The 17,967-nt window shown below is 44.0% G+C and carries 15 protein-coding genes; 5 read left to right on the top strand and 10 right to left on the bottom strand.

Annotation, left to right across the window (positions count from 1 at the left end):
• Positions 1-15: 15 nt before the first annotated feature.
• The 3 genes from leuS to ACN0QW_RS09425 form a co-directional block, all read right to left on the bottom strand.
• Positions 16-2,577 carry a leucine--tRNA ligase gene (leuS, locus tag ACN0QW_RS09435; RefSeq protein ID WP_417430873.1) on the bottom strand — a complete coding sequence of 854 codons (2,562 nt, stop codon included), beginning with the start codon at positions 2,575-2,577 and terminating at the stop codon, positions 16-18.
• 138 nt (positions 2,578-2,715) lie between these two features.
• Positions 2,716-3,249 carry a DUF3576 domain-containing protein gene (locus ACN0QW_RS09430; RefSeq protein ID WP_417430871.1) on the bottom strand — a complete coding sequence of 178 codons (534 nt, stop codon included), beginning with the start codon at positions 3,247-3,249 and terminating at the stop codon, positions 2,716-2,718.
• A 126-nt stretch (positions 3,250-3,375) separates the two neighbouring features.
• The gene (locus tag ACN0QW_RS09425) at positions 3,376-4,437 is read right to left on the bottom strand and encodes a porin (RefSeq protein WP_417430869.1); all 1,062 of its coding nucleotides are present in this window, start codon (positions 4,435-4,437) and stop codon (positions 3,376-3,378) included.
• Positions 4,438-4,825: 388 nt separating this feature from the next.
• Here ACN0QW_RS09425 and ACN0QW_RS09420 point away from each other — a divergent pair, with 388 nt between their 5' ends.
• A complete protein-coding gene (locus ACN0QW_RS09420) occupies positions 4,826-5,653 on the top strand; it encodes a sulfotransferase domain-containing protein (RefSeq protein WP_417430867.1) in 828 nt (275 codons plus the stop codon).
• A 48-nt stretch (positions 5,654-5,701) separates the two neighbouring features.
• Entirely contained in the window at positions 5,702-6,382 is a 681-nt protein-coding gene (locus tag ACN0QW_RS09415; protein ID WP_417430865.1) for a YggS family pyridoxal phosphate-dependent enzyme, read from the top strand.
• Here the strand turns inward: ACN0QW_RS09415 and ACN0QW_RS09410 are convergent.
• From ACN0QW_RS09410 to ribA, 4 genes are all read right to left on the bottom strand, one after another.
• Positions 6,379-6,942, bottom strand: coding sequence for a hypothetical protein (locus tag ACN0QW_RS09410; RefSeq protein WP_417430863.1), 564 nt, complete (start codon positions 6,940-6,942; stop codon positions 6,379-6,381). The genes ACN0QW_RS09415 and ACN0QW_RS09410 overlap by 4 nt on opposite strands.
• A gap of 82 nt (positions 6,943-7,024) precedes the next feature.
• Positions 7,025-7,555, bottom strand: coding sequence for a L,D-transpeptidase family protein (locus ACN0QW_RS09405; protein WP_417430861.1), 531 nt, complete (start codon positions 7,553-7,555; stop codon positions 7,025-7,027).
• An 85-nt stretch (positions 7,556-7,640) separates the two neighbouring features.
• Positions 7,641-8,729 (bottom strand): hypothetical protein, encoded by a 1,089-nt coding sequence (locus ACN0QW_RS09400; protein ID WP_417430860.1) that lies wholly within the window; start codon positions 8,727-8,729, stop codon positions 7,641-7,643.
• Between the two features lie 185 nt (positions 8,730-8,914).
• A complete protein-coding gene (gene ribA / locus ACN0QW_RS09395) occupies positions 8,915-10,048 on the bottom strand; it encodes a GTP cyclohydrolase II (RefSeq protein WP_417430858.1) in 1,134 nt (377 codons plus the stop codon).
• A 662-nt stretch (positions 10,049-10,710) separates the two neighbouring features.
• Here ribA and ACN0QW_RS09390 point away from each other — a divergent pair.
• The 3 genes from ACN0QW_RS09390 (at position 10,711) to ACN0QW_RS09380 (ending at position 13,781) form a co-directional block, all read left to right on the top strand.
• The gene (locus ACN0QW_RS09390) at positions 10,711-11,406 is read left to right on the top strand and encodes a response regulator transcription factor (RefSeq protein ID WP_299381062.1); all 696 of its coding nucleotides are present in this window, start codon (positions 10,711-10,713) and stop codon (positions 11,404-11,406) included.
• A 63-nt stretch (positions 11,407-11,469) separates the two neighbouring features.
• Complete coding sequence (locus tag ACN0QW_RS09385; protein WP_417430856.1) at positions 11,470-12,309, top strand: MBL fold metallo-hydrolase; 840 nt, start codon at positions 11,470-11,472, stop codon at positions 12,307-12,309.
• 149 nt (positions 12,310-12,458) lie between these two features.
• Positions 12,459-13,781: an adenylate/guanylate cyclase domain-containing protein gene (locus ACN0QW_RS09380; protein WP_417430854.1), complete on the top strand. Its 1,323-nt coding sequence runs from the start codon at positions 12,459-12,461 to the stop codon at positions 13,779-13,781.
• Between the two features lie 41 nt (positions 13,782-13,822).
• Here ACN0QW_RS09380 and ACN0QW_RS09375 read toward each other — a convergent pair whose 3' ends face one another.
• From ACN0QW_RS09375 to ACN0QW_RS09365, 3 genes are read right to left on the bottom strand one after another with little or no spacing between them, the layout of a single operon-like run.
• Positions 13,823-15,010: an ABC transporter permease gene (locus tag ACN0QW_RS09375; protein ID WP_417430852.1), complete on the bottom strand. Its 1,188-nt coding sequence runs from the start codon at positions 15,008-15,010 to the stop codon at positions 13,823-13,825.
• Complete coding sequence (locus tag ACN0QW_RS09370) at positions 15,007-16,005, bottom strand: ABC transporter permease (RefSeq protein ID WP_417430850.1); 999 nt, start codon at positions 16,003-16,005, stop codon at positions 15,007-15,009. Before ACN0QW_RS09370 ends, ACN0QW_RS09375 begins: the two co-directional genes overlap by 4 nt.
• Positions 16,005-17,921: an ABC transporter ATP-binding protein gene (locus ACN0QW_RS09365; protein ID WP_417430848.1), complete on the bottom strand. Its 1,917-nt coding sequence runs from the start codon at positions 17,919-17,921 to the stop codon at positions 16,005-16,007. Before ACN0QW_RS09365 ends, ACN0QW_RS09370 begins: the two co-directional genes overlap by 1 nt.
• Between the last annotated feature and the right edge of the window lie 46 nt (positions 17,922-17,967).

Below are 17,967 nucleotides of genomic sequence, written 5' to 3'. Positions count from 1 at the left end.
AGCCTTAAAAGCAGATTATACAACAATATTTACAATTCGGTTTTTGACAATAATGACTTTACGAATATCTTTGCCATCAATTGCTCTTTGTACCCCAGTTTCGGCTAGTGCGGCTTGCTTAATTTCACCTTCTGTTGCTTCAAGCGACAATGAAATTGTTGCACGGACTTTACCGTTAACCTGAACAGGGAGCTTTACGGTTTCGTCTACTGTTAAACTTTCATCAGCAGCAGGCCAGGAAACATTGACGATAAGATCGTTATGACCAAGTTGATTCCATAGCTCTTCGGAGATATGGGGCATCATTGGGGAAACAAGACGAACGAGTATTTCAAAAGCTTCACGTAATGCCCAAAAATCATCATCTTTGCTCGCTTTGAATTGACCTATACTATTGGTTAATTCGTATATTTTTGCTACCGCAGCATTAAAGCGGAAGCTTTCAATGTTCTCGCTTATAGCAGCAATGGATTTATGAACAGTTCTTCTCAGTTCAAGAGCTCGATCATTGAATGTATCTGGTTTTTCCGTGTTGACGTTTGGAAGATTATTCAACTCGGTTGTGATCAGACGCCACATACGTTGGGTAAAGCGCCATGACCCATCAATTCCGGATTCTGTCCATTCCATATCGCGGTCCGGGGGGCTGTCTGAAAGCATAAAAAATCTTGCTGTATCAGACCCATAACTACCAATAATATCTGCTGGATCAATGGTATTTTTCTTTGATTTACTCATTTTGATTGAGGGACCGACGTTTACGGTATTACCAGCTAGAGTAACAAAATTCCCAGAATCATCTTTTTCAATCTCTTCCGGAGAAAGCCATTCACCTTTATCGTTTTGATAGGTTTCATGGCAAATCATACCTTGGGTGAAAAGACCTTTAAAAGGTTCTTTCGCAGTAAGGTATCCACATTTTTCAAGCCCGCGTGTGAAGAATCTTGAATAGAGAAGGTGAAGAACAGCGTGTTCAATACCACCGATATATTGATCAACAGGGAGCCAATAATCGACATCCTTGCGATTAAAGGCGTTGTCATCTCTGGGACTACAGAAACGTGCAAAATACCAAGATGATTCCATAAAGGTATCAAATGTATCTGTTTCTCTGACAGCAGCTTTGCCACAACAAGGGCACTTTGTATGTTTCCATGTTGGATGGTGTGCAATGGGGTTACCGGGTTTATCGAAGGTTACGTCTTCAGGCAACTCGACAGGAAGATTTTCTTCCTTTTCAGGAACAGCGCCGCAATCTTCACAATAGATAATGGGAATAGGAGATCCCCAATAGCGTTGACGGGATACACCCCAATCTCTCAGGCGGAACTGAGTGGTTCCTTTACCGTGGCCCAACTCTTCCAGATGATTAATGACTGTTTTCTTGCCAGTATTAATATCTAAACCGTCAAGGAACTGAGAATTAAATAGTGCTCCTTCGCCAGTATAGGCTTCGTTCTCAATAGTAAAAGCGTTCGGATCTTCGCCTTTTGGCAGGACAACAGGCGTGACGTTCAGATTGTATTTTCTGGCAAAGTCCAGATCGCGCTGGTCGTGGGCAGGGCATCCAAATACGGCGCCGGTTCCATAATCCATAAGAACAAAGTTTGCGACATAAACAGGCAGCTCAAGTGAAGAATCCAGAGGGTGAATGACTTTTAAACCGGTATCAAACCCTTTTTTGTCTGCTTTTTCGATAGCTTCTTCGGACGTCCCCATCTTGTTGCACTCAGCAACAAAAGCTTTGAGTTCTGAATTATTAGTTGAAAGCTGATCGGCGAGGGGGTGGTTTGCGGAAATGGCACAGAAAGATGCGCCGAACAGTGTATCGGGGCGTGTGGTGTAAACTTCAATCTCCTGATCAGAATCTTTGATCTTGAAAAAGACGCGTGCCCCTTCGGATTTGCCAATCCAGTTGTGTTGCATAGTGCGGACTTTGTCCGGCCAGCGATCTAGGGTTTCCAGACCTTCCAATAGCTCATCAGCAAAGTCGGTAATTTTAAAAAACCACTGGCTCAATTTGCGCTTTTCTACTTCTGCACCGGAACGCCATCCCTTACCGTCGATAACCTGCTCATTGGCGAGCACTGTCTGGTCCACTGGGTCCCAGTTTACCCAAGACTCCTTACGCTCAACCAGACCCTCTTTTAGGAAGTCCAGGAACATTTTTTGTTCATGTTTGTAATATTGGGGGTGACAGGTGGCTATTTCGCGATCCCAATCGATGGAAAGACCCATAGATTTGAGCTGTTCACGCATGGCGGCAATGTTTTCGTAGGTCCATTTGCCTGGATGGACTCCACGGGCGATTGCGGCATTTTCTGCGGGAAGACCAAAAGCGTCCCACCCCATGGGATGAAGAACATTAAACCCTTTGGCTTTTTTATATCGAGAGATTACATCGCCAATTGTATAGTTCCGAACGTGGCCCATGTGGATCCGGCCAGAAGGATAGGGGAACATTTCCAAGACATAATACTTGGGTTTGTCTGTATCTGTTTCGACAGAAAAGCAATTGTTCTCAACCCAGGCTTTTTGCCACTTGGTTTCGGTTTCCTTGACGTTGTAACGGTTCATAATATTCTGACTTAGCTAAAATGGCTTATATATATATAAAGCCCATGGTAATAAGATTAAAAGGCCACAGATGAAGGGTGTTCAGTTTCTGTGGCCTTGATACGGTTTCATCCAATTTATGTAAATTGGGTAGAGAAGTTACTCACTTGAAGCAATTCTTAACTGGCGAGCACGTGTTAGAATTGCATCTTCCAACTCTGTTCCCGTTTTAGGATCTACTTTGGCGTCAATCCAGCTGCCTGTGACATCGCGTTGTTGTTTAAAAACAGACGCACGAACACCATCAGCGCGTAGATCGCGGCCAAGAATGAAGACATTAACTTTAAAACGCTCTGGTTTTGTTTCATCTGGGCTGTACCAGTCCGTGATAATCACGCCGCCAAAAGGATCAGCAGAGGTTAGGGGCATGAAAGCAATGGTATCGAGTGAGGCACGCCAAAGAAAAGAGTTTACGCCAACGCCAGCACCACCGTCCTGGGGTTTATTATTTCCCAGATCAAGAAGGTTAACACCACCATCGCCCCCAAGAATTGACCCGCCATATTTGGCGTATCTTTCATCAGAAGGACTATCATAAATAAGATCTGACTCTTTTCCTCCCTCGCAAGCGAGAAGGAATATAGAGAGTAGCGTAATAAAAGCGAAACGAACAAAAGAGGTGAGGTTGGTCATGCTTCTTCCCGGATTATACTTAATCTGAGAATACTTAACCTAATCTTCATGCAGAAGTACAGCAAAAAGAAAGGCCGGTTCGAAACCGAACCGACCTGTCTTTATAAACTATGTAGTAGGTATCAATTAGAATGATACTGCTACACCAGCTTGGATGTTCGTGAAGTCTTCAGCAGCGTTTTCGTATTCGCCAACTGTACCACCAACCCAAGTTTTTAGACCTGGTGCAATCTGGTAACCAACGCCAGCAGAGTATGCTGTGTATTCGTTGTTATCAGTTGTTGATGCATTGAAATCACGCTCAGACCAAGCAGCACCAACTGCAAAGTTCCAAGGGCCAGTTGCATAAGCAAGACCAAGATCTACTGTATCAGTGTCGTAGTTATCTTCTAGGTCTTCGTGCATTACACCAACAGCAGCACTGAAACCAGCGTATCCAACTTTAAGACCACCACCTACAGCGTAGTAAGTGTCATCATCAGAAGCAGTACCTGATACTTCATGAGTACCACCAACTAGACCTGCATCGATTGAGAAGTCGTTGAAGTTACCAGAATAGTTGATACCACCATCGATGTGATTGTCAGTACCTGTGCCACTACCTGAAACAGAGTTACCTGTGTCAGAATCTGGAGCAAAAGAGATACCAGCTTTGAAGCCGTTGAATGTTGGTGTGAAGTAAGTGATTTTTGTGTCGTCTGAAGAATCAGCAAAATCAGCAGCTGTCTGCGCACCACCAGTGTAACCAGTGTTATAAAGTACAGAACCTGTGTAGTTACCGTACATGCCGAATTCGAAACCAACAGAAGAACCAGAAACCATCAGGCGATCACCAGCAGAATCTTGGTCACCAAGTTCAACGCGACCGAAATCACCTTCTAGGAAGATGTGGTTTTCATCTGAGTTGTTTGATGTGTTTTGATCAGCTTCTAGCTCAATGTGCAGACCATAAGTCAGACCATTGTCAGCAGTTGCTGAGTAATCAAGAGCGATTTCTGAGTTAGTGTTGAAATCAACACCTTTGTTAGTGTCACCACCAACGCCAGCTGAATCACTATCTACACCAGTAGAAGAAACGTGAAACTGTGTCCATGCGGACCAAACGATTTCGCCATCAGCAGCCATTGCTGGTGCTGCGAAAGCTGCGCCAGCTACAAGAGCTGAACTAGCAAGCAGAACTTTTTTCATTATATTCGATCTCCAAATAAAGATATGTCAGGCACTAAGCCTTCAATTAACGTGTGCTTTTGTAGCATTAGCTGAAAAAGAACTGCAATACTGGAATCTTGTGTAATGTTGTTTTTGAGTACTAGTGTGACATTGATGCAACAAAATGGATGCTTTGAGTCGAGAATTTTTAGAAGAATGAAGGGATATTAAGTTTTTAGCGTTAGAATCTGATTAATTCATTCCTTAATTAAAATAGGGATTCTGGGCATTATAATGAAAAAACAAGAAGCTTTTTTGATCTGCTTGCAGGTATTTTCTAGTCCTGTTAGGTAATCATTTAAATATCCTAATTTGGCGTCTAAGATATGTATTGGACGGTCTTAAAGTTTTAGAATGGAGACAATTAATGCCGGGCATACTCTGGATTGCTTCTTATCCAAAATCAGGTAACACATGGGTTCGTGTTTTTTTGGCAAACTTAATTTTGGATGCAAAAGAGCCGTTATCTCCCGACCGTGCAAACGAAGTATGTGTAAGTGAAGCCAATCGTGTTTGGTATGAGCCTTTCTTAAAAGATAGGCCTTGGGATGAACAAAGTGAGCAAGATATAGCAGATGCTAGAGAATTAGCTCAAAAAAGGGCAGTTGAGGTTAATAAAAGGGTTGTTTTACTAAAAACACATAATTTTTTAGGCGAGTTTTTAAATAAACCACTCTGTTCTATGCATTCTACAGCTGCCGCTGTCTATATAGTCAGAGATCCAAGAGATGTTGCTGTGTCTGGTGCGGATCATTTTGGAGTTTCAATCGACAAAACGATTGAATTGATGAGCAAGACAGGTGCACGAAGCGAAGCTGATGAAAACCTAGTTTACGAAATATACAATAGCTGGTCCAATCACGTGAAATCTTGGACGCAGGTTAAACATAAAAACCTCATAGTTCTTAAATATGAGGATATGTTGGCAGATCCCCACACTGTTTTGGGTGGATTTGCAAAAAAACTTGGTATCACGAAGGACGAAGAACGAATAAAGCGTGCTGTTGAATTTTCTTCATTTAAGCAGTTACAGGCTTTAGAAGCTGAGAAGGGTTTTATTGAAAGATCGCATAAAAGCGAAAAATTTTTCCGCTCGGGCAAAGCTGGTGGATGGCGGGAAGTGTTGACAGATAAGCAACGCTATCGCATCGAGAAAGACCACAAGGCACAGATGAAGCGGTTTGGGTATTTGTAATTTCGAGTCACTTCGAACTCTGTCTTAACTGAAAAAACGTTGTTTATTATGTCTGTTGATATCGCCAAGAATCTCAAAAGTATTAGTGATCAAATAGAGTCTTCTCGGATGGAGTCTTTGATAGCTTCTGAGAATGTATCTTTGATTGCTGTGAGTAAGACAAAGCCTGTTGAAGATGTTTTATCAGCTTATGAAGCTGGTCAGCGTGTTTTTGGTGAGAATAAAGTCCAGGAAGCTCAAAAGAAATTCAAAGATATTGGACCGAAAAGAGATGCAATTGAGCTTCATCTAATCGGCCCTTTACAAACGAATAAGGCAAAAGAAGCTGTTGAGACCTTTGATGTCATTCAGACTGTAGATCGACCAAAATTGGTTAACGCACTATCAAAAGAGATAAAAAAACAAGTAAAAAGTCCCGAACTATATATTCAAGTGAATACAGGTGAAGAGCCACAAAAGGCAGGTGTTTCGCCGAGCGGTTTAAGAGACCTTATCGCCCTTTGCCGTGAACAAAATCTTCGAATTACCGGGCTTATGTGCATTCCACCCGTGGATGAAGAGCCTTCACTACACTTTTCCTTCTTGTCTAAGCTTGCAAAGGAAAACGGTTTAGCAAATCTATCAATGGGTATGAGTAGTGATTTTGATTTGGCAGTTCGTTTCGGCGCAACCCATGTCAGGGTAGGATCAGGTATTTTTGGTACGCGCGATTATTCTAACTTAGGTTAGCTGCAATCATCGAAATTTGTACAGTCATCAAATCTTTCGGGATTTGTCGTTGTTAACAGATTTCTGCCGATAAGTCCGACAGTTTTAGCAAAATCTTCTGTATCTGGTGCAGAGTAAACTCGCGCTCTTAGGCTTGTTAAGGTTTTGTTATTTAGACAAAAAGCGGCAAGAACTACGCTTGTATTCTCGGTGGAAAAATTTTGCGGGTTTGAATTATAGTCTTTGCGACAGATTGAAATTGCATTGCCACTTTCTGGCACATTAAAAGCCCATTTCATTTGATAAGGGCTTTTGTTTTCTGTGGCAGAGGCGGGAGCATACTTTGCATCAAGCCATTTTGGGCCATATTTATTCAGGCTGGCGGACACATTTTGCTCGAGGGTTTCTTTCTCTTTTTTAGAGACAACATTCACTTTAATTGCTTGACCATTCGCCGCTAGCAAAGCATCCCCTTTTGTATACCCCAATGAATAATAGGTCGAACGAAGACTGTCATAACCAGCGGCGGCACACCCTGCCAGTAAAAGGCTTATGGCTATATAAGAAAGAGTCTTTTTCATGCTTCGGGCTTTCTTAAGTTCTTAATCTCGTTCTTCAATATGGGGACAATTTGATAAAAAACATCCGATATTCAAGAAAATTTTATCCAATTACTTCAATCTTTGATTCACTTTCTATAAGGGAAAGTAACTCTAAGAGGTTATTGAGTTCAAGAGCAACGCAGCCTTCTGTCGGTGTCAGCTCCGGTTTGGCGACATGGAGAAATATTGCTGATCCCTGACCCGGAATGACAGGGTCTGAATTGTGGCTTAGTAGGCCGATCAGATCATAGGTGTTTTCTTGCTCTTTCCACAGGATTTCATGGCTGGATGTATAGGGAACAATGACGGCTTTGTTGTAATAGGGATCTTCAGGTTCATCACACCACCCGTCTCTTTGGCAAAGAGGGGCAATTTCAACCGCCTTACGAATAGCTTTTCTTTGTTCCAGAGATATACGGTCTGCACGATATAGAACTTTGGTTAAATTCCAACTTCCTATCGGTGTCTTCCCATCACCCTCGACTTTTTCTTTGGCAGGAACAGTGCCATTTTTACCGATGGTACATGGCCATATTTTGTCGCCATATGACGCTTGCCAATTACCATTAACTACCTGAACGATGATATCCATGTCTGTACCCGAAATCAGTCTTTAAACGTAAGCTGGAAATATAATTTGGGCCAAACATACATATTCAGTCTGGATTGTCGAGGCTTCAGTTATTGCTTTTTAGCTCTTTATATTTATCCAGACCGTTTAACATATTTTGCGCGAAATCACTTTCAATGGTAGCAATAGTTTCCTGAGCCGATGGAGCATTTTCTGTGATGGAAGCGGTTGTTGGGATGGATACTTGTGGTGTCTCAGTTTTTACAGGTGTGGGCTGAGGGGAATGTGATGTCTGTGCAATCAGCACATTACCACCAGAGAGAGGGAACCATTTACCGGGCCTGGATGGAGATAGAGGGGCTGGGTTCGCTTGCTGTAAATTTAGGGGTGAATTAGAGGGCAGGTTTGATGATGCTTGAATTGGTTGTGCAGCAGCTGTTGCTTTAGCTGTTGTCATATCATCGTAAAGGGCTGCTAGGGCATCTTTTCCTTCGAGAGGAGACGTTATTGAGCCCGTACCATCGGTGTGCGTTACCGCATTACTGACCAGTGGCTGTTGGCTTGGTGCAGGCGGTATCACCGGGGCCAGCTGAGAAAAAATGGGTGGTGATGTATTCTCGGCGGTGGATTCGACTGCTGCAACTTGAACAGGGCTTTCTTCTTCATCAGTCCCAAGAAAAGCCTCCATTATGTTTTCGCCTATATCTTTACCTGTTGTTTCTTCAGAAATTGAATTTGCTATGGCGGAAATAAAACCGGAAGGGCCTCCATAAATCATCCCACCGACAACCCGGGCGGCAGGTTGAATTTCATCGCCGGTGATTTCTCTGTATAATGTCGAAATTACAGGAATATGTTGCAGAGGATTTATAACATCGAGGAAATCAAAGAAGCCAAAACTTTGTTCTTCCTGAGATGAATTTTGCTGTTCTATAGCGGCTTCTGTCGTGGGCCTCTTGCTTGGATCTGTTGTGTTTGTTTTGAGCAGTTCATTTTTAAACGGATTTTCTTGGGTAGGTTTATGGGATAAAGGCGCTTTATTTATTTGTGCATTTTGAGGCTGCGCCAAAGGTGTTGAAGCTGTGGGAAGAGAAGCGTTTTCTGATCTCAGATCTGTATTATTGTGCCCATTATGAATGGCAGGACGGATTTGTCCTTTTTGAATAATTTGTTGAGAATAGAGCTGATCCAACATAAGCCTGATAACACCTGATCGTTAATTCAAGTGTATCAATGCAATGATCGGGCCAATTTATTATGGCTTACAAGGGTACTTTTGCTGTAAATTCAAATATAGATCGGAATACTTTTCCTGTAATAAGGCAAAGCTTGCCCATATCTGCTTATATATTCTCAAAGGCATTTCTTTGAAAGATGATTTTAGAGCTTATGCCCAAAGCGTGTTGCTTTGGTTTTTAGATAAAACTCATTGTGCCCGTTTGAAGGGAAATGATGTGGAACCATTTCTATAACTTCTATACCACATTCAATCAGGGCGGTTGCTTTTTCTGGGTTGTTTGTCAGGAGTCTGACTTCGTCATAGCCCAACTGACGCAGCATTTCAGCCGCAGGGATATAAATCCGTTCATCAGGGTCAAAGCCGACAAGTTCGTTGGCATCTGATGTATCAGCGCCTCTATCCTGTAGTTCATAGGCGCGAAGTTTGTTCATCAAGCCGATGCCTCGACCTTCTTGTGAAAGATAAAGGAGAACACCACCACCTTGTTCTTCCATAAGCTTTATCGCGCCGCGAAGTTGGTCGCCGCAATCACACCGTAAACTACCAAGAAGGTCTCCCGTAAAGCATTCAGAGTGCAGGCGTATTAGCGTTGGTTGATTTGGATCGGGGTCACCAATAACAAGGGCAAGATGTTCAGTGCCTCCGTCCTTTGGACGAAATGCGACAACGGTTGTCTTTTCGGCCATTTCAAGAGGAACCTGAGCAGATGCTACTTTTTTTAGGCTATAAGCGGCCGTACTGCGATAGCTTGCAATATCACTTGCCGAAACGACGAGAAGATTATGTGTTTTTGCAAGCTCTGTGTCTTTACCGTCTGGCAAATTTACAAAAAGCGCAGCCGGAAGCAGACAGGCCAGTTTTGTCAATAGCACAGCATTTCGGGCCAGTATTTCGGGGACTTCGGTGGTCAGAAAATTATCATGCCGTAGATTAATCCCCAGAGGGTCGTGTACTGGATCAGCCAGATAGGACGCGGCTTCTGGTGACATCCCGTCCAGCGCAAAGGCGATGACTTCTGTGGTGTTGATAAGGGGTTCTGCTTCCGTGATCCCGATGGCTGCTGCGCGGCGTGCGGTTAAAAGAAGGCAAGGTTCTGCATTGCTGATGTACCGAAGTTTGTTCAGGCTTTCATCTGATGAAGTTTCGGATGCCTGTATTAATGCAGACTGTCCATCGGGGCGCTGTACAATAACAGCTGCTCCGCGACGCAATTCTGCAATGGCTCGCTCAACAGCAGGGAGGATCCTTGCGGCATTTTCTTCTAGCGCTGGCACTGATCAGTTCTTTCGTCCGGCTTGGTTGCATTCGGTAATCATAGCTTTTGATAATGTATATCACCAAAGAACAGTGATCCGCTCCTTATTTAGGGAACACTATCCTGACATTCCAAGTAAATGTCTAAAAGCCATTGGTCACTTATAGCAAAGTAGCAGGAATTGAAAGTGTGAAAATACGAAGCGTGAGTAGGGGTTTGCGACAATCCTTAACATTTGTTGGGTGTTAAGGAGGACTTTAAGCAATTCTTTTCCTACATTTATAGTAAACTGTGGATGGTACATCGATTTACATCGGGTTAACTATATCTACGGCGCACACGTATTGTTTACCAACTGCTATTTGTAATTTCTGCTGAAAATCACGATATAGACAAGCTTGAAATTAAATTAGATCTATAGTTTTGATAGCTAAAGTGTAACTTTATTTGTTTATAGCCACCTTTATCGTTAATGCCGGGATGCTCTGGTGTACAGATTTCGCGGGTGAGCTTGAATGTGGTTAGTGCGAGTGTTATCTAAATGGGAGTAATTTTTGGATAAAAGCGGGTTACTTGATAGCTGCACAAATAATACAATCGGATAGTAAATCCGGCCGCGAAATAAAATTGTGACATGAACACTGTGATTTAAACAGGGAAAATAGATAAGGGGCCTATGGGATGACGACTTCAAACGGCCGTAGAATATTGCTTGTAGATGATGATGACGCGCTGCGTTCGTCATTAAGAGAGCAACTGCATCTACATGAAGAGTTTGAAACAACGGAAGCCGTAAATGGTATGGAAGGCTTAGAAAAGGCCAAAGATGATTACTATGATGCGATTTTGCTGGACGTTGGTCTTCCCGACATGGATGGGCGTGAGGTTTGCCGTCTTATGCGACGCGCAGGGGTTAAAAGTCCTATCATAATGTTAACAGCTGCTGAATCAGATGCAGATACTATTCTTGGGCTAGATGCTGGCGCTAACGACTATATTACCAAGCCGTTTCGTTTGGGGGTTCTTTTGGCACGTTTGCGTGCTCAACTCCGCCAGCATGAACAGAGTGAAGATGCCGTTTTCACCATCGGACCCTATACTTTTCAGCCTAGCGGTAAAATTCTTATAGAAGGCGAAACACAAAAGAAAATTCGTCTGACCGAAAAAGAAACCTCTATTCTTAAGTATTTGTACCGTAAAGGATCTCAGGTGGTTGGTCGGGATACTCTTCTCAATGAAGTTTGGGGTTATAATGCTGGTGTAACCACTCATACGCTCGAAACTCACGTATATAGATTAAGACAAAAGATTGAAATCGACCCATCGAATGCAAAGTTATTAGTAACAGAGCCTGGTGGTTATCGTTTGGTACCCTAGAGGTATTTTGGCAAAGGGTCTGTGAATTTTGCATTTGGCTATGTAGTAGCCGGGAGATTAAACGTGTCTACAACGAGTGATTTTACAGTGAAATTCTGGGGGGTAAGAGGCTCTATACCTTGCCCGGAAAACAGCCACAGGCGTTATGGCGGGAATACGTCATGCGTAGAGGTTCGCTGTGGAGATCACCATTTTATTTTCGATGCTGGCACGGGCATCAGATCTTTGGGGCAAAATATTTGCTCGGCAAGTGACAAACAGCAGATTGATATCTTTTTCTCACATACACATCATGACCATATTATGGGTATGCCATTTTTTGGTCCGAACTTTTACCCTAAAAATAAAGTGCGGTTGTGGGCGGGGCATTTATTAGAGCAAAAAAGCAATCTTCATGAAATTTTGTGCCGATATATGGCGGAACCTTTGTTTCCCGTACCACCCAAAATATTTTCAGCGAATGTGACCTTCCATGATTTTCACAGTGGGGAAACGCTAGAGCCATATCCCGGGTTAAAGGTTCGCACGACACCTTTGAACCACCCCAATGGAGCTACGGGGTATCGCTTGGAATATAAAGGTAAGTGTTTCTGTTATATCACTGATACTGAACATACACCCGGGGTACCAGATCGTCAGATTCTAGAGCTTGTCCAAGGGGCTGACTGTATGGTCTATGACAGCAGCTATACAGACGAAGAATACCCGAAGTTTAAAGATTGGGGGCACTCAACCTGGCAAGAAGGGGTTCGGCTCTGTGAGCAGGCAGACGTTAAGCAGCTTATCGCCTTTCATCATGATCCCTGCCATGACGATGATTTTTTGGATGCAGAAGCCGAGAAGGCAGAGAAATTACGACCGGGAACGTTGTTTGCAAAAGAAGGGCTGGTTCTTAGCCTGTAATTAGTTTCCTTTGGATCACGTAATTCTGACTATGGCTTGATCAAAGTTTCTATAGAATAGCAATAGAAAAAGCTTAATTTAAGTGTATTGCATGACAATTTTCAGACAGATGTTATAGGCAGGTGCCTTAAAGTTTCAGGATTATACATATGAAGTGGTTTAGTTCGGTTAACGAAACAGCTCTGCCAGCGCGGGTATTAAAAGCCATTCATGAACAAGAAGATAAGACCGAACGGCTGATTGGCTGGATTCAGCTGGGTGTCGTTAGTATTTTTGGGTCACTTTATCTTCTTTCACCAAAAACCTTTAATGAAGATGTGACTTTTGCCCCTGTTCCTTGGGCCTTGAGTATTTATCTGGTTTTGACACTTATTCGGATTGTCTGGGCTTATAAATTCCATCTACCTGATTGGTCATTGGCGGTTTCTGCGCTGTTTGATATGACGCTATTGATGGTACTGATCTGGAGCTTTCATATTCAGTACAACCAACCTCCGAGCTTTTATTTAAAAGTCCCAACCCTTCTTTATGTCTTTATTTTCATAGCGATCAGAGCTTTGAGGTTTGAAGCCAAATTCGTTGTCATTGCCGGGATATTTGCGGCTTTGGGCTGGGGTATAATGATCATGTATGTTGTCTCGGTTGATTCCATGGATAGCATGATCACGCGGGATTATGTGCATTACATGACCTCAAACGCTATTCTTTTTGGGGCAGAATTTGACAAGATAATCTCTATCCTTGTTGTTACCCTTATACTTGCTGTTGCCTTGGTCCGTGCCCGCGCTTTATTGATTAATTCTGTGTCCGAGCGACAGGCTGCCCAAGAGCTGTCACGTTTCTTTTCCCCTGAAGTCGCTAAAAAAATTGCCCATTCAAAAGATAAAATAATGGTGGGGAGCGCCGAAAGACGCGAAGCGGCGATTATGAACTTGGATATGCGGGGGTTTACAAAGTTAGCTGCGGTTGAATCTGCCGAGGTTGTCATGGGTACATTGGCTGAATATCAGCAACTTTGTGTGCCGATTATCCAGAAGCACGGTGGATCAATTGATAAATTCATGGGGGACGGAATCATGGCTACCTTTGGTGCCTCGCTCCCTTCGGAAACCTATGCTGCGGATGCTCTAAGGGCCATGGATGAGCTCATGGATGTAACAGCGGCATGGCAAAGAGATAATGGCGAAGAAGCGCCGCTGGTTAATGGTTCAATTGCTGTTGGGCCAGTTCTATTTGGAGCTGTAGGTGATGATACGCGTTTGGAATACACGGTAATTGGTGATGCCGTAAATCTGTCAGCAAAGCTTGAAAAGCATAATAAGGACGTTGGTGCGCGTGCTATTTCAGACCACACCACCTACCAAAGAGCTCTTGAACAAGGTTACCAGCCTTTGTTGGAGCCAAAAGTACTCGAGAAAAGCCAGATAATGGGTGTTTCTGTGGCAATGGATTTGGTCGTGATTGCGGATTAATGTGTGTGATGAGGGGTTTGAATCCCTCACCAAACCATAGCTTATTTGTAAGGGTCCGCGGCATCACGTAGCCCGTCACCCAAAAAGTTATAACAAAGCACGACTAATACAACGGGCTGTACAGGTAAGAGTAGCCATGGGTATAGAACCACGGCGCTTATATTCTGGGCTTCGTTAAGCAGCACGCCCCATGATGTGATTGGGGCTCTTAATCCTAAACCAAGGAAAGACAAACTGGTTTCACCCAGTATCATCATGGGGATAGCCAGGGTCGCTGAGGCAATAAGATGGCTACTGAACGAAGGCAAAAGGTGTTTACCAATAACTCTTGCGTGCGAAGCCCCCATCAATTGGGCTGCGGTGGTGAAGTCTTCTTCGCGCAGGCTTAACAGTTTTGACCTGACGGCACGTGCTAATCCCGGCCAATCCAAAAAGCCTTGAATGATGGATATTCCAAAGAAAACACCCAGAGGACTCCAGGTAACAGGCAAGAGAGCCGAAAGAGTCATAAAAAGTGGTAAGCTTGGGAAAGACTTGAGGATCTCAATGGCTCGCAGAACGAAATTATCGACCAACCCGCCAAAATATCCTGCCAACCCACCAAAGAAGGTGCCGAGAACAAAACTGATAGCTACACCAATCAAACCAATGGTGAGTGAAATTCTAGAGCCGTAAATGATACGGCTAAAGACATCACGCCCTAAGCGGTCGGTTCCCCAGATGAACAGAGTTCCGTTTTTTGCGGGGCAGACGAAATGGAAGTCACCACTGACCAGCCCAAGGTAATCATATTCCTGATTACTTCGGCAAAAGAAGTTTAGCTTCTGAACATCTGATGTATCCGGCGTATATTCCCGTTTCAAGTTTTCCATATTGAGGTTGTAGTCAAAGCCATAGACAAACGGACCTATAAACTCGTCGTCATGGAAAAAGTGAATGGCCTGTGGCGGGGCGTAAATAAACTTGGTTTCGCGGTTGTGTAAGTTATAGGGGGCTACTAACTCTGCCAGAATGGCAACCATGTACATACACAGCAGGATGATGCCGGAATAAACGGCTAGTTTATGCTTTTTGAACTTCCACCACATAATTTGCCATTGAGATGCGGTGAAATAGCGTTCCTGTTGAGGGGTTAGCTTCGTAACTGAATAGGGATCAAAAGGGGCGGGATTGACGTAGTGTTCCGTAGCTTGGTTCGAGAGCTGGTTATCTGTTGTTTTTCTGCTCATTTTTCAGCTCCCCCGCCCAGACGGATTCTTGGGTCGATCGCGGCAAGAATCAGATCTGAAATGAAGACACCAATAACGACCAGAGATGCTTCGATGATAAGGAATGATCCTGCAAGATACATATCCTGACTTAAAAGAGAGTCAACAAGCATTGGGCCTGTTGTCTCTAACCCCATGACCACAGCGACCAGAACAGAGCCGGATAACAAATCAGGAAGAATAGACCCTATATCCGCAATAAAAGGATTTATTGCCAATCGAAGGGGGTATTTCAACAGGATTTTGAGGGGAGTCTGGCCTTTGGCTTTGGCTGTAATGACATACTGTTTGGATAGTTCATCCAGCATGTTCGCGCGTAGCCGTCTGATCATACCAGCGGTACCGGAAGTCCCGATTACTATGACGGGAACCCAAAGGTGTTCAAGAACGGATAGGGCTTTATCCATGCTCCAGGGTTTGCCGATAAATTCGTCATCCATCAGGCCACCAATTGAAGTTCCAAACCAGACATTGGCAAAATAGAGCAGGACCAAAGCTAATAAAAAGTTAGGGGTCGCGAGACCTATGAAGCCGACAAAACTGAAAACATAATCACCGACAGAGTATTGTTTTACCGCGGTATAGATACCGATGGGGAATGAAAGCACGTAAGTAAAGAGTGTTGCAGCAAGGGCGAGCACAATGGTTAGGGTTATGCGATCACCAATAACTTCGGTTACTGGTAACTCATGTTCGAATGAATAACCAAGGTCGCCTTGTAAAAGCCCAAAAACCCAGTCGAAATATTGTTCGTACATGGGCTTGTCCAACCCGTATTCTGTACGGAGGTAATCGATTTTTTCCTGATCGACGTTTTCACCCTGTGCCTGCATTTCGGCTATTTGTGTTTCCAGATAATCACCGGGGGGCAACTGGATTAGAGTAAAGATAATTGCAGAAATAATAAGCAGTGTCGGCACCATGGCCAGAATACGATTAACGATATAGCTCAGCATTATGCGTGCTCCCTCATATCTGTTTGAGGGATAGCATCGCTATCAGTGCCTTTGTGGACGCGTACATAATGCCCGCCACCTAAATCAACCATGACCATATCGTGTTGATTACTTACGGTAAAAGGCGCTGGCCAGTTTTCTGGCACAGAGGCTTTTCCTTCCAGTAAATCCTTTAAATCAAGCGGGTGGTCTAGGTCTGGATCAGGTACCGCAGATACCAAGGCCCTAGTATAGGGGTGAACCGGGTTTTTAAAGAGTAGTTCCTTGGGGGCGGTTTCGACCAATCGTCCTCTACACATGACGATAATTCGGTCCGCAATGTAATCTATAACGGCCAGATTGTGACTGATGAATATATAGGTCAGCCCTAAAGCCGCTTTTAAGTCCTTCAGAAGATTAAGAACCTGTGCTTGAATAGAAACATCTAACGCCGATACAGGCTCGTCACAGATCAAAAGGTCAGGTTGTAGTGCCAGTGCCCTTGCAATCCCGATACGTTGACGTTGCCCCCCTGAAAATGAATGTGGATAGCGATTTATATGCATTGGTGCCAATCCAACGACATCCATCAGGCTTTCAACGTACCTTCGTCGCTCTTTGGCATCTTTCATACCGTGTATCAGTAAGGGTTCACCAATTAACTCTTGGACGGTCATGCGCGGGTTAAGTGAACTATAGGGATCTTGGAACATGAACTGAACACGTTCACGAAATTTAAAGAGGTCTTTTTTCTCAAGGGTTAGAACATCTGTTGGGTTATTTTCTTGATCCCTGAAAATAATTGATCCCTGATCGGGCTTCAGGGCACGCATGATAATTTTCGACAGAGTGGTTTTCCCGCAGCCGCTCTCTCCCACAAGGCCAAGGCATTCCCCGCGGTTGACAAAAAAGCTGATATCATCAACAGCCAATGCCTTTTCTGATGATTTTTGCGAGAAAAACCCACCTTTTCGGATCGAAAAAGATTTCGAGATATTGTTTACCTCAAGCAAGGGGGGATCATTTTCATTGATTTCCCGTCTTTGCCGCTTTGCTTTTAGAATAGGGTTATCGGGATGATGTTCAATTTCACGAATTGGTTTTAGCCGTTCATCCGGTTTCATATCAAACCGGGGCACTGCGTGAAGCAAAGCTTTGAGATATGGGTGCTCGGCTTTTCTGAAAATATCTTCCAGTGTGCCGCTTTCCATAACCTCGCCATGATACATGACCACGACTTCATCTGCCATGTTAGCAACCACGCCAAGGTCGTGGGTAATCATGAGAACGGACATATCCAGTTCGCTCTGCAAATCTTTGATTAACTTTAAAATTTGCGCCTGAATGGTTACGTCTAGGGCCGTTGTGGGTTCGTCGGCGATCAAAAGGGCTGGGCGGCACACTAAGGCCATAGCGATAACGGCACGCTGCCGCAATCCACCTGAAAGTTCAAATGGATAGGTGCGCATTGCTCTAACGGGATCGGGAAACCCGACCATCCGTAACATGTCGGTTGCAAGTTCCAGTGCTTGGCTCGCGGAAATGTCACGGTGCAACTCTAGGGCTTCACAGATTTGGCTACCAACCGTATGCACTGGTGACAGCGAAGTCATGGGTTCCTGAAAAACCATAGATATCCGGCCACCGCGGATTTGTCTCATCTGTTTGCTGTCGGGTCGGATTCTCGCCAGATCTAGAATTTCACCATGTTTCTTGGGATCTGAAAAAAGAATTTCACCCCCTGCAATCTCGGCAACGTTGGGTAAAATTCCCATAATTGCCTGACTGACAACTGATTTTCCTGATCCAGATTCACCAACCAGAGAGACAGTTTTCCCACGCGGGATACGAAAGGATACACCTTTGACGGCGTTCAAAGTGCCCTCTGGAAGCTTAAATGCGACACGAAGGTCTTTGACCTGTAGCAGATCGTTCACGATTATACACTGGCCCCGTTGTTAAACCCTGTTGGCTTGATCGTCT

It is taken from the genome of Kiloniella sp. (genome assembly GCF_048259265.1).
Classification (GTDB): domain Bacteria; phylum Pseudomonadota; class Alphaproteobacteria; order Kiloniellales; family Kiloniellaceae; genus Kiloniella.
Note: the sequence above shows the minus strand (reverse complement) of the source record. Positions and strands in the feature narration are given on the sequence as shown.

Coding starts and splice junctions, on each gene's coding strand:
- leuS (WP_417430873.1), bottom strand. CDS start 2,577: ATGAACCGTTACAACGTCAAGGAAACCGAAACCAAGTGGCAAAAAGCC.
- ACN0QW_RS09430 (WP_417430871.1), bottom strand. CDS start 3,249: ATGACCAACCTCACCTCTTTTGTTCGTTTCGCTTTTATTACGCTACTC.
- ACN0QW_RS09425 (WP_417430869.1), bottom strand. CDS start 4,437: ATGAAAAAAGTTCTGCTTGCTAGTTCAGCTCTTGTAGCTGGCGCAGCT.
- ACN0QW_RS09420 (WP_417430867.1), top strand. CDS start 4,826: ATGCCGGGCATACTCTGGATTGCTTCTTATCCAAAATCAGGTAACACA.
- ACN0QW_RS09415 (WP_417430865.1), top strand. CDS start 5,702: ATGTCTGTTGATATCGCCAAGAATCTCAAAAGTATTAGTGATCAAATA.
- ACN0QW_RS09410 (WP_417430863.1), bottom strand. CDS start 6,942: ATGAAAAAGACTCTTTCTTATATAGCCATAAGCCTTTTACTGGCAGGG.
- ACN0QW_RS09405 (WP_417430861.1), bottom strand. CDS start 7,555: ATGGATATCATCGTTCAGGTAGTTAATGGTAATTGGCAAGCGTCATAT.
- ACN0QW_RS09400 (WP_417430860.1), bottom strand. CDS start 8,729: ATGTTGGATCAGCTCTATTCTCAACAAATTATTCAAAAAGGACAAATC.
- ACN0QW_RS09390 (WP_299381062.1), top strand. CDS start 10,711: ATGACGACTTCAAACGGCCGTAGAATATTGCTTGTAGATGATGATGAC.
- ACN0QW_RS09380 (WP_417430854.1), top strand. CDS start 12,459: ATGAAGTGGTTTAGTTCGGTTAACGAAACAGCTCTGCCAGCGCGGGTA.
- ACN0QW_RS09375 (WP_417430852.1), bottom strand. CDS start 15,010: ATGAGCAGAAAAACAACAGATAACCAGCTCTCGAACCAAGCTACGGAA.
- ACN0QW_RS09370 (WP_417430850.1), bottom strand. CDS start 16,005: ATGCTGAGCTATATCGTTAATCGTATTCTGGCCATGGTGCCGACACTG.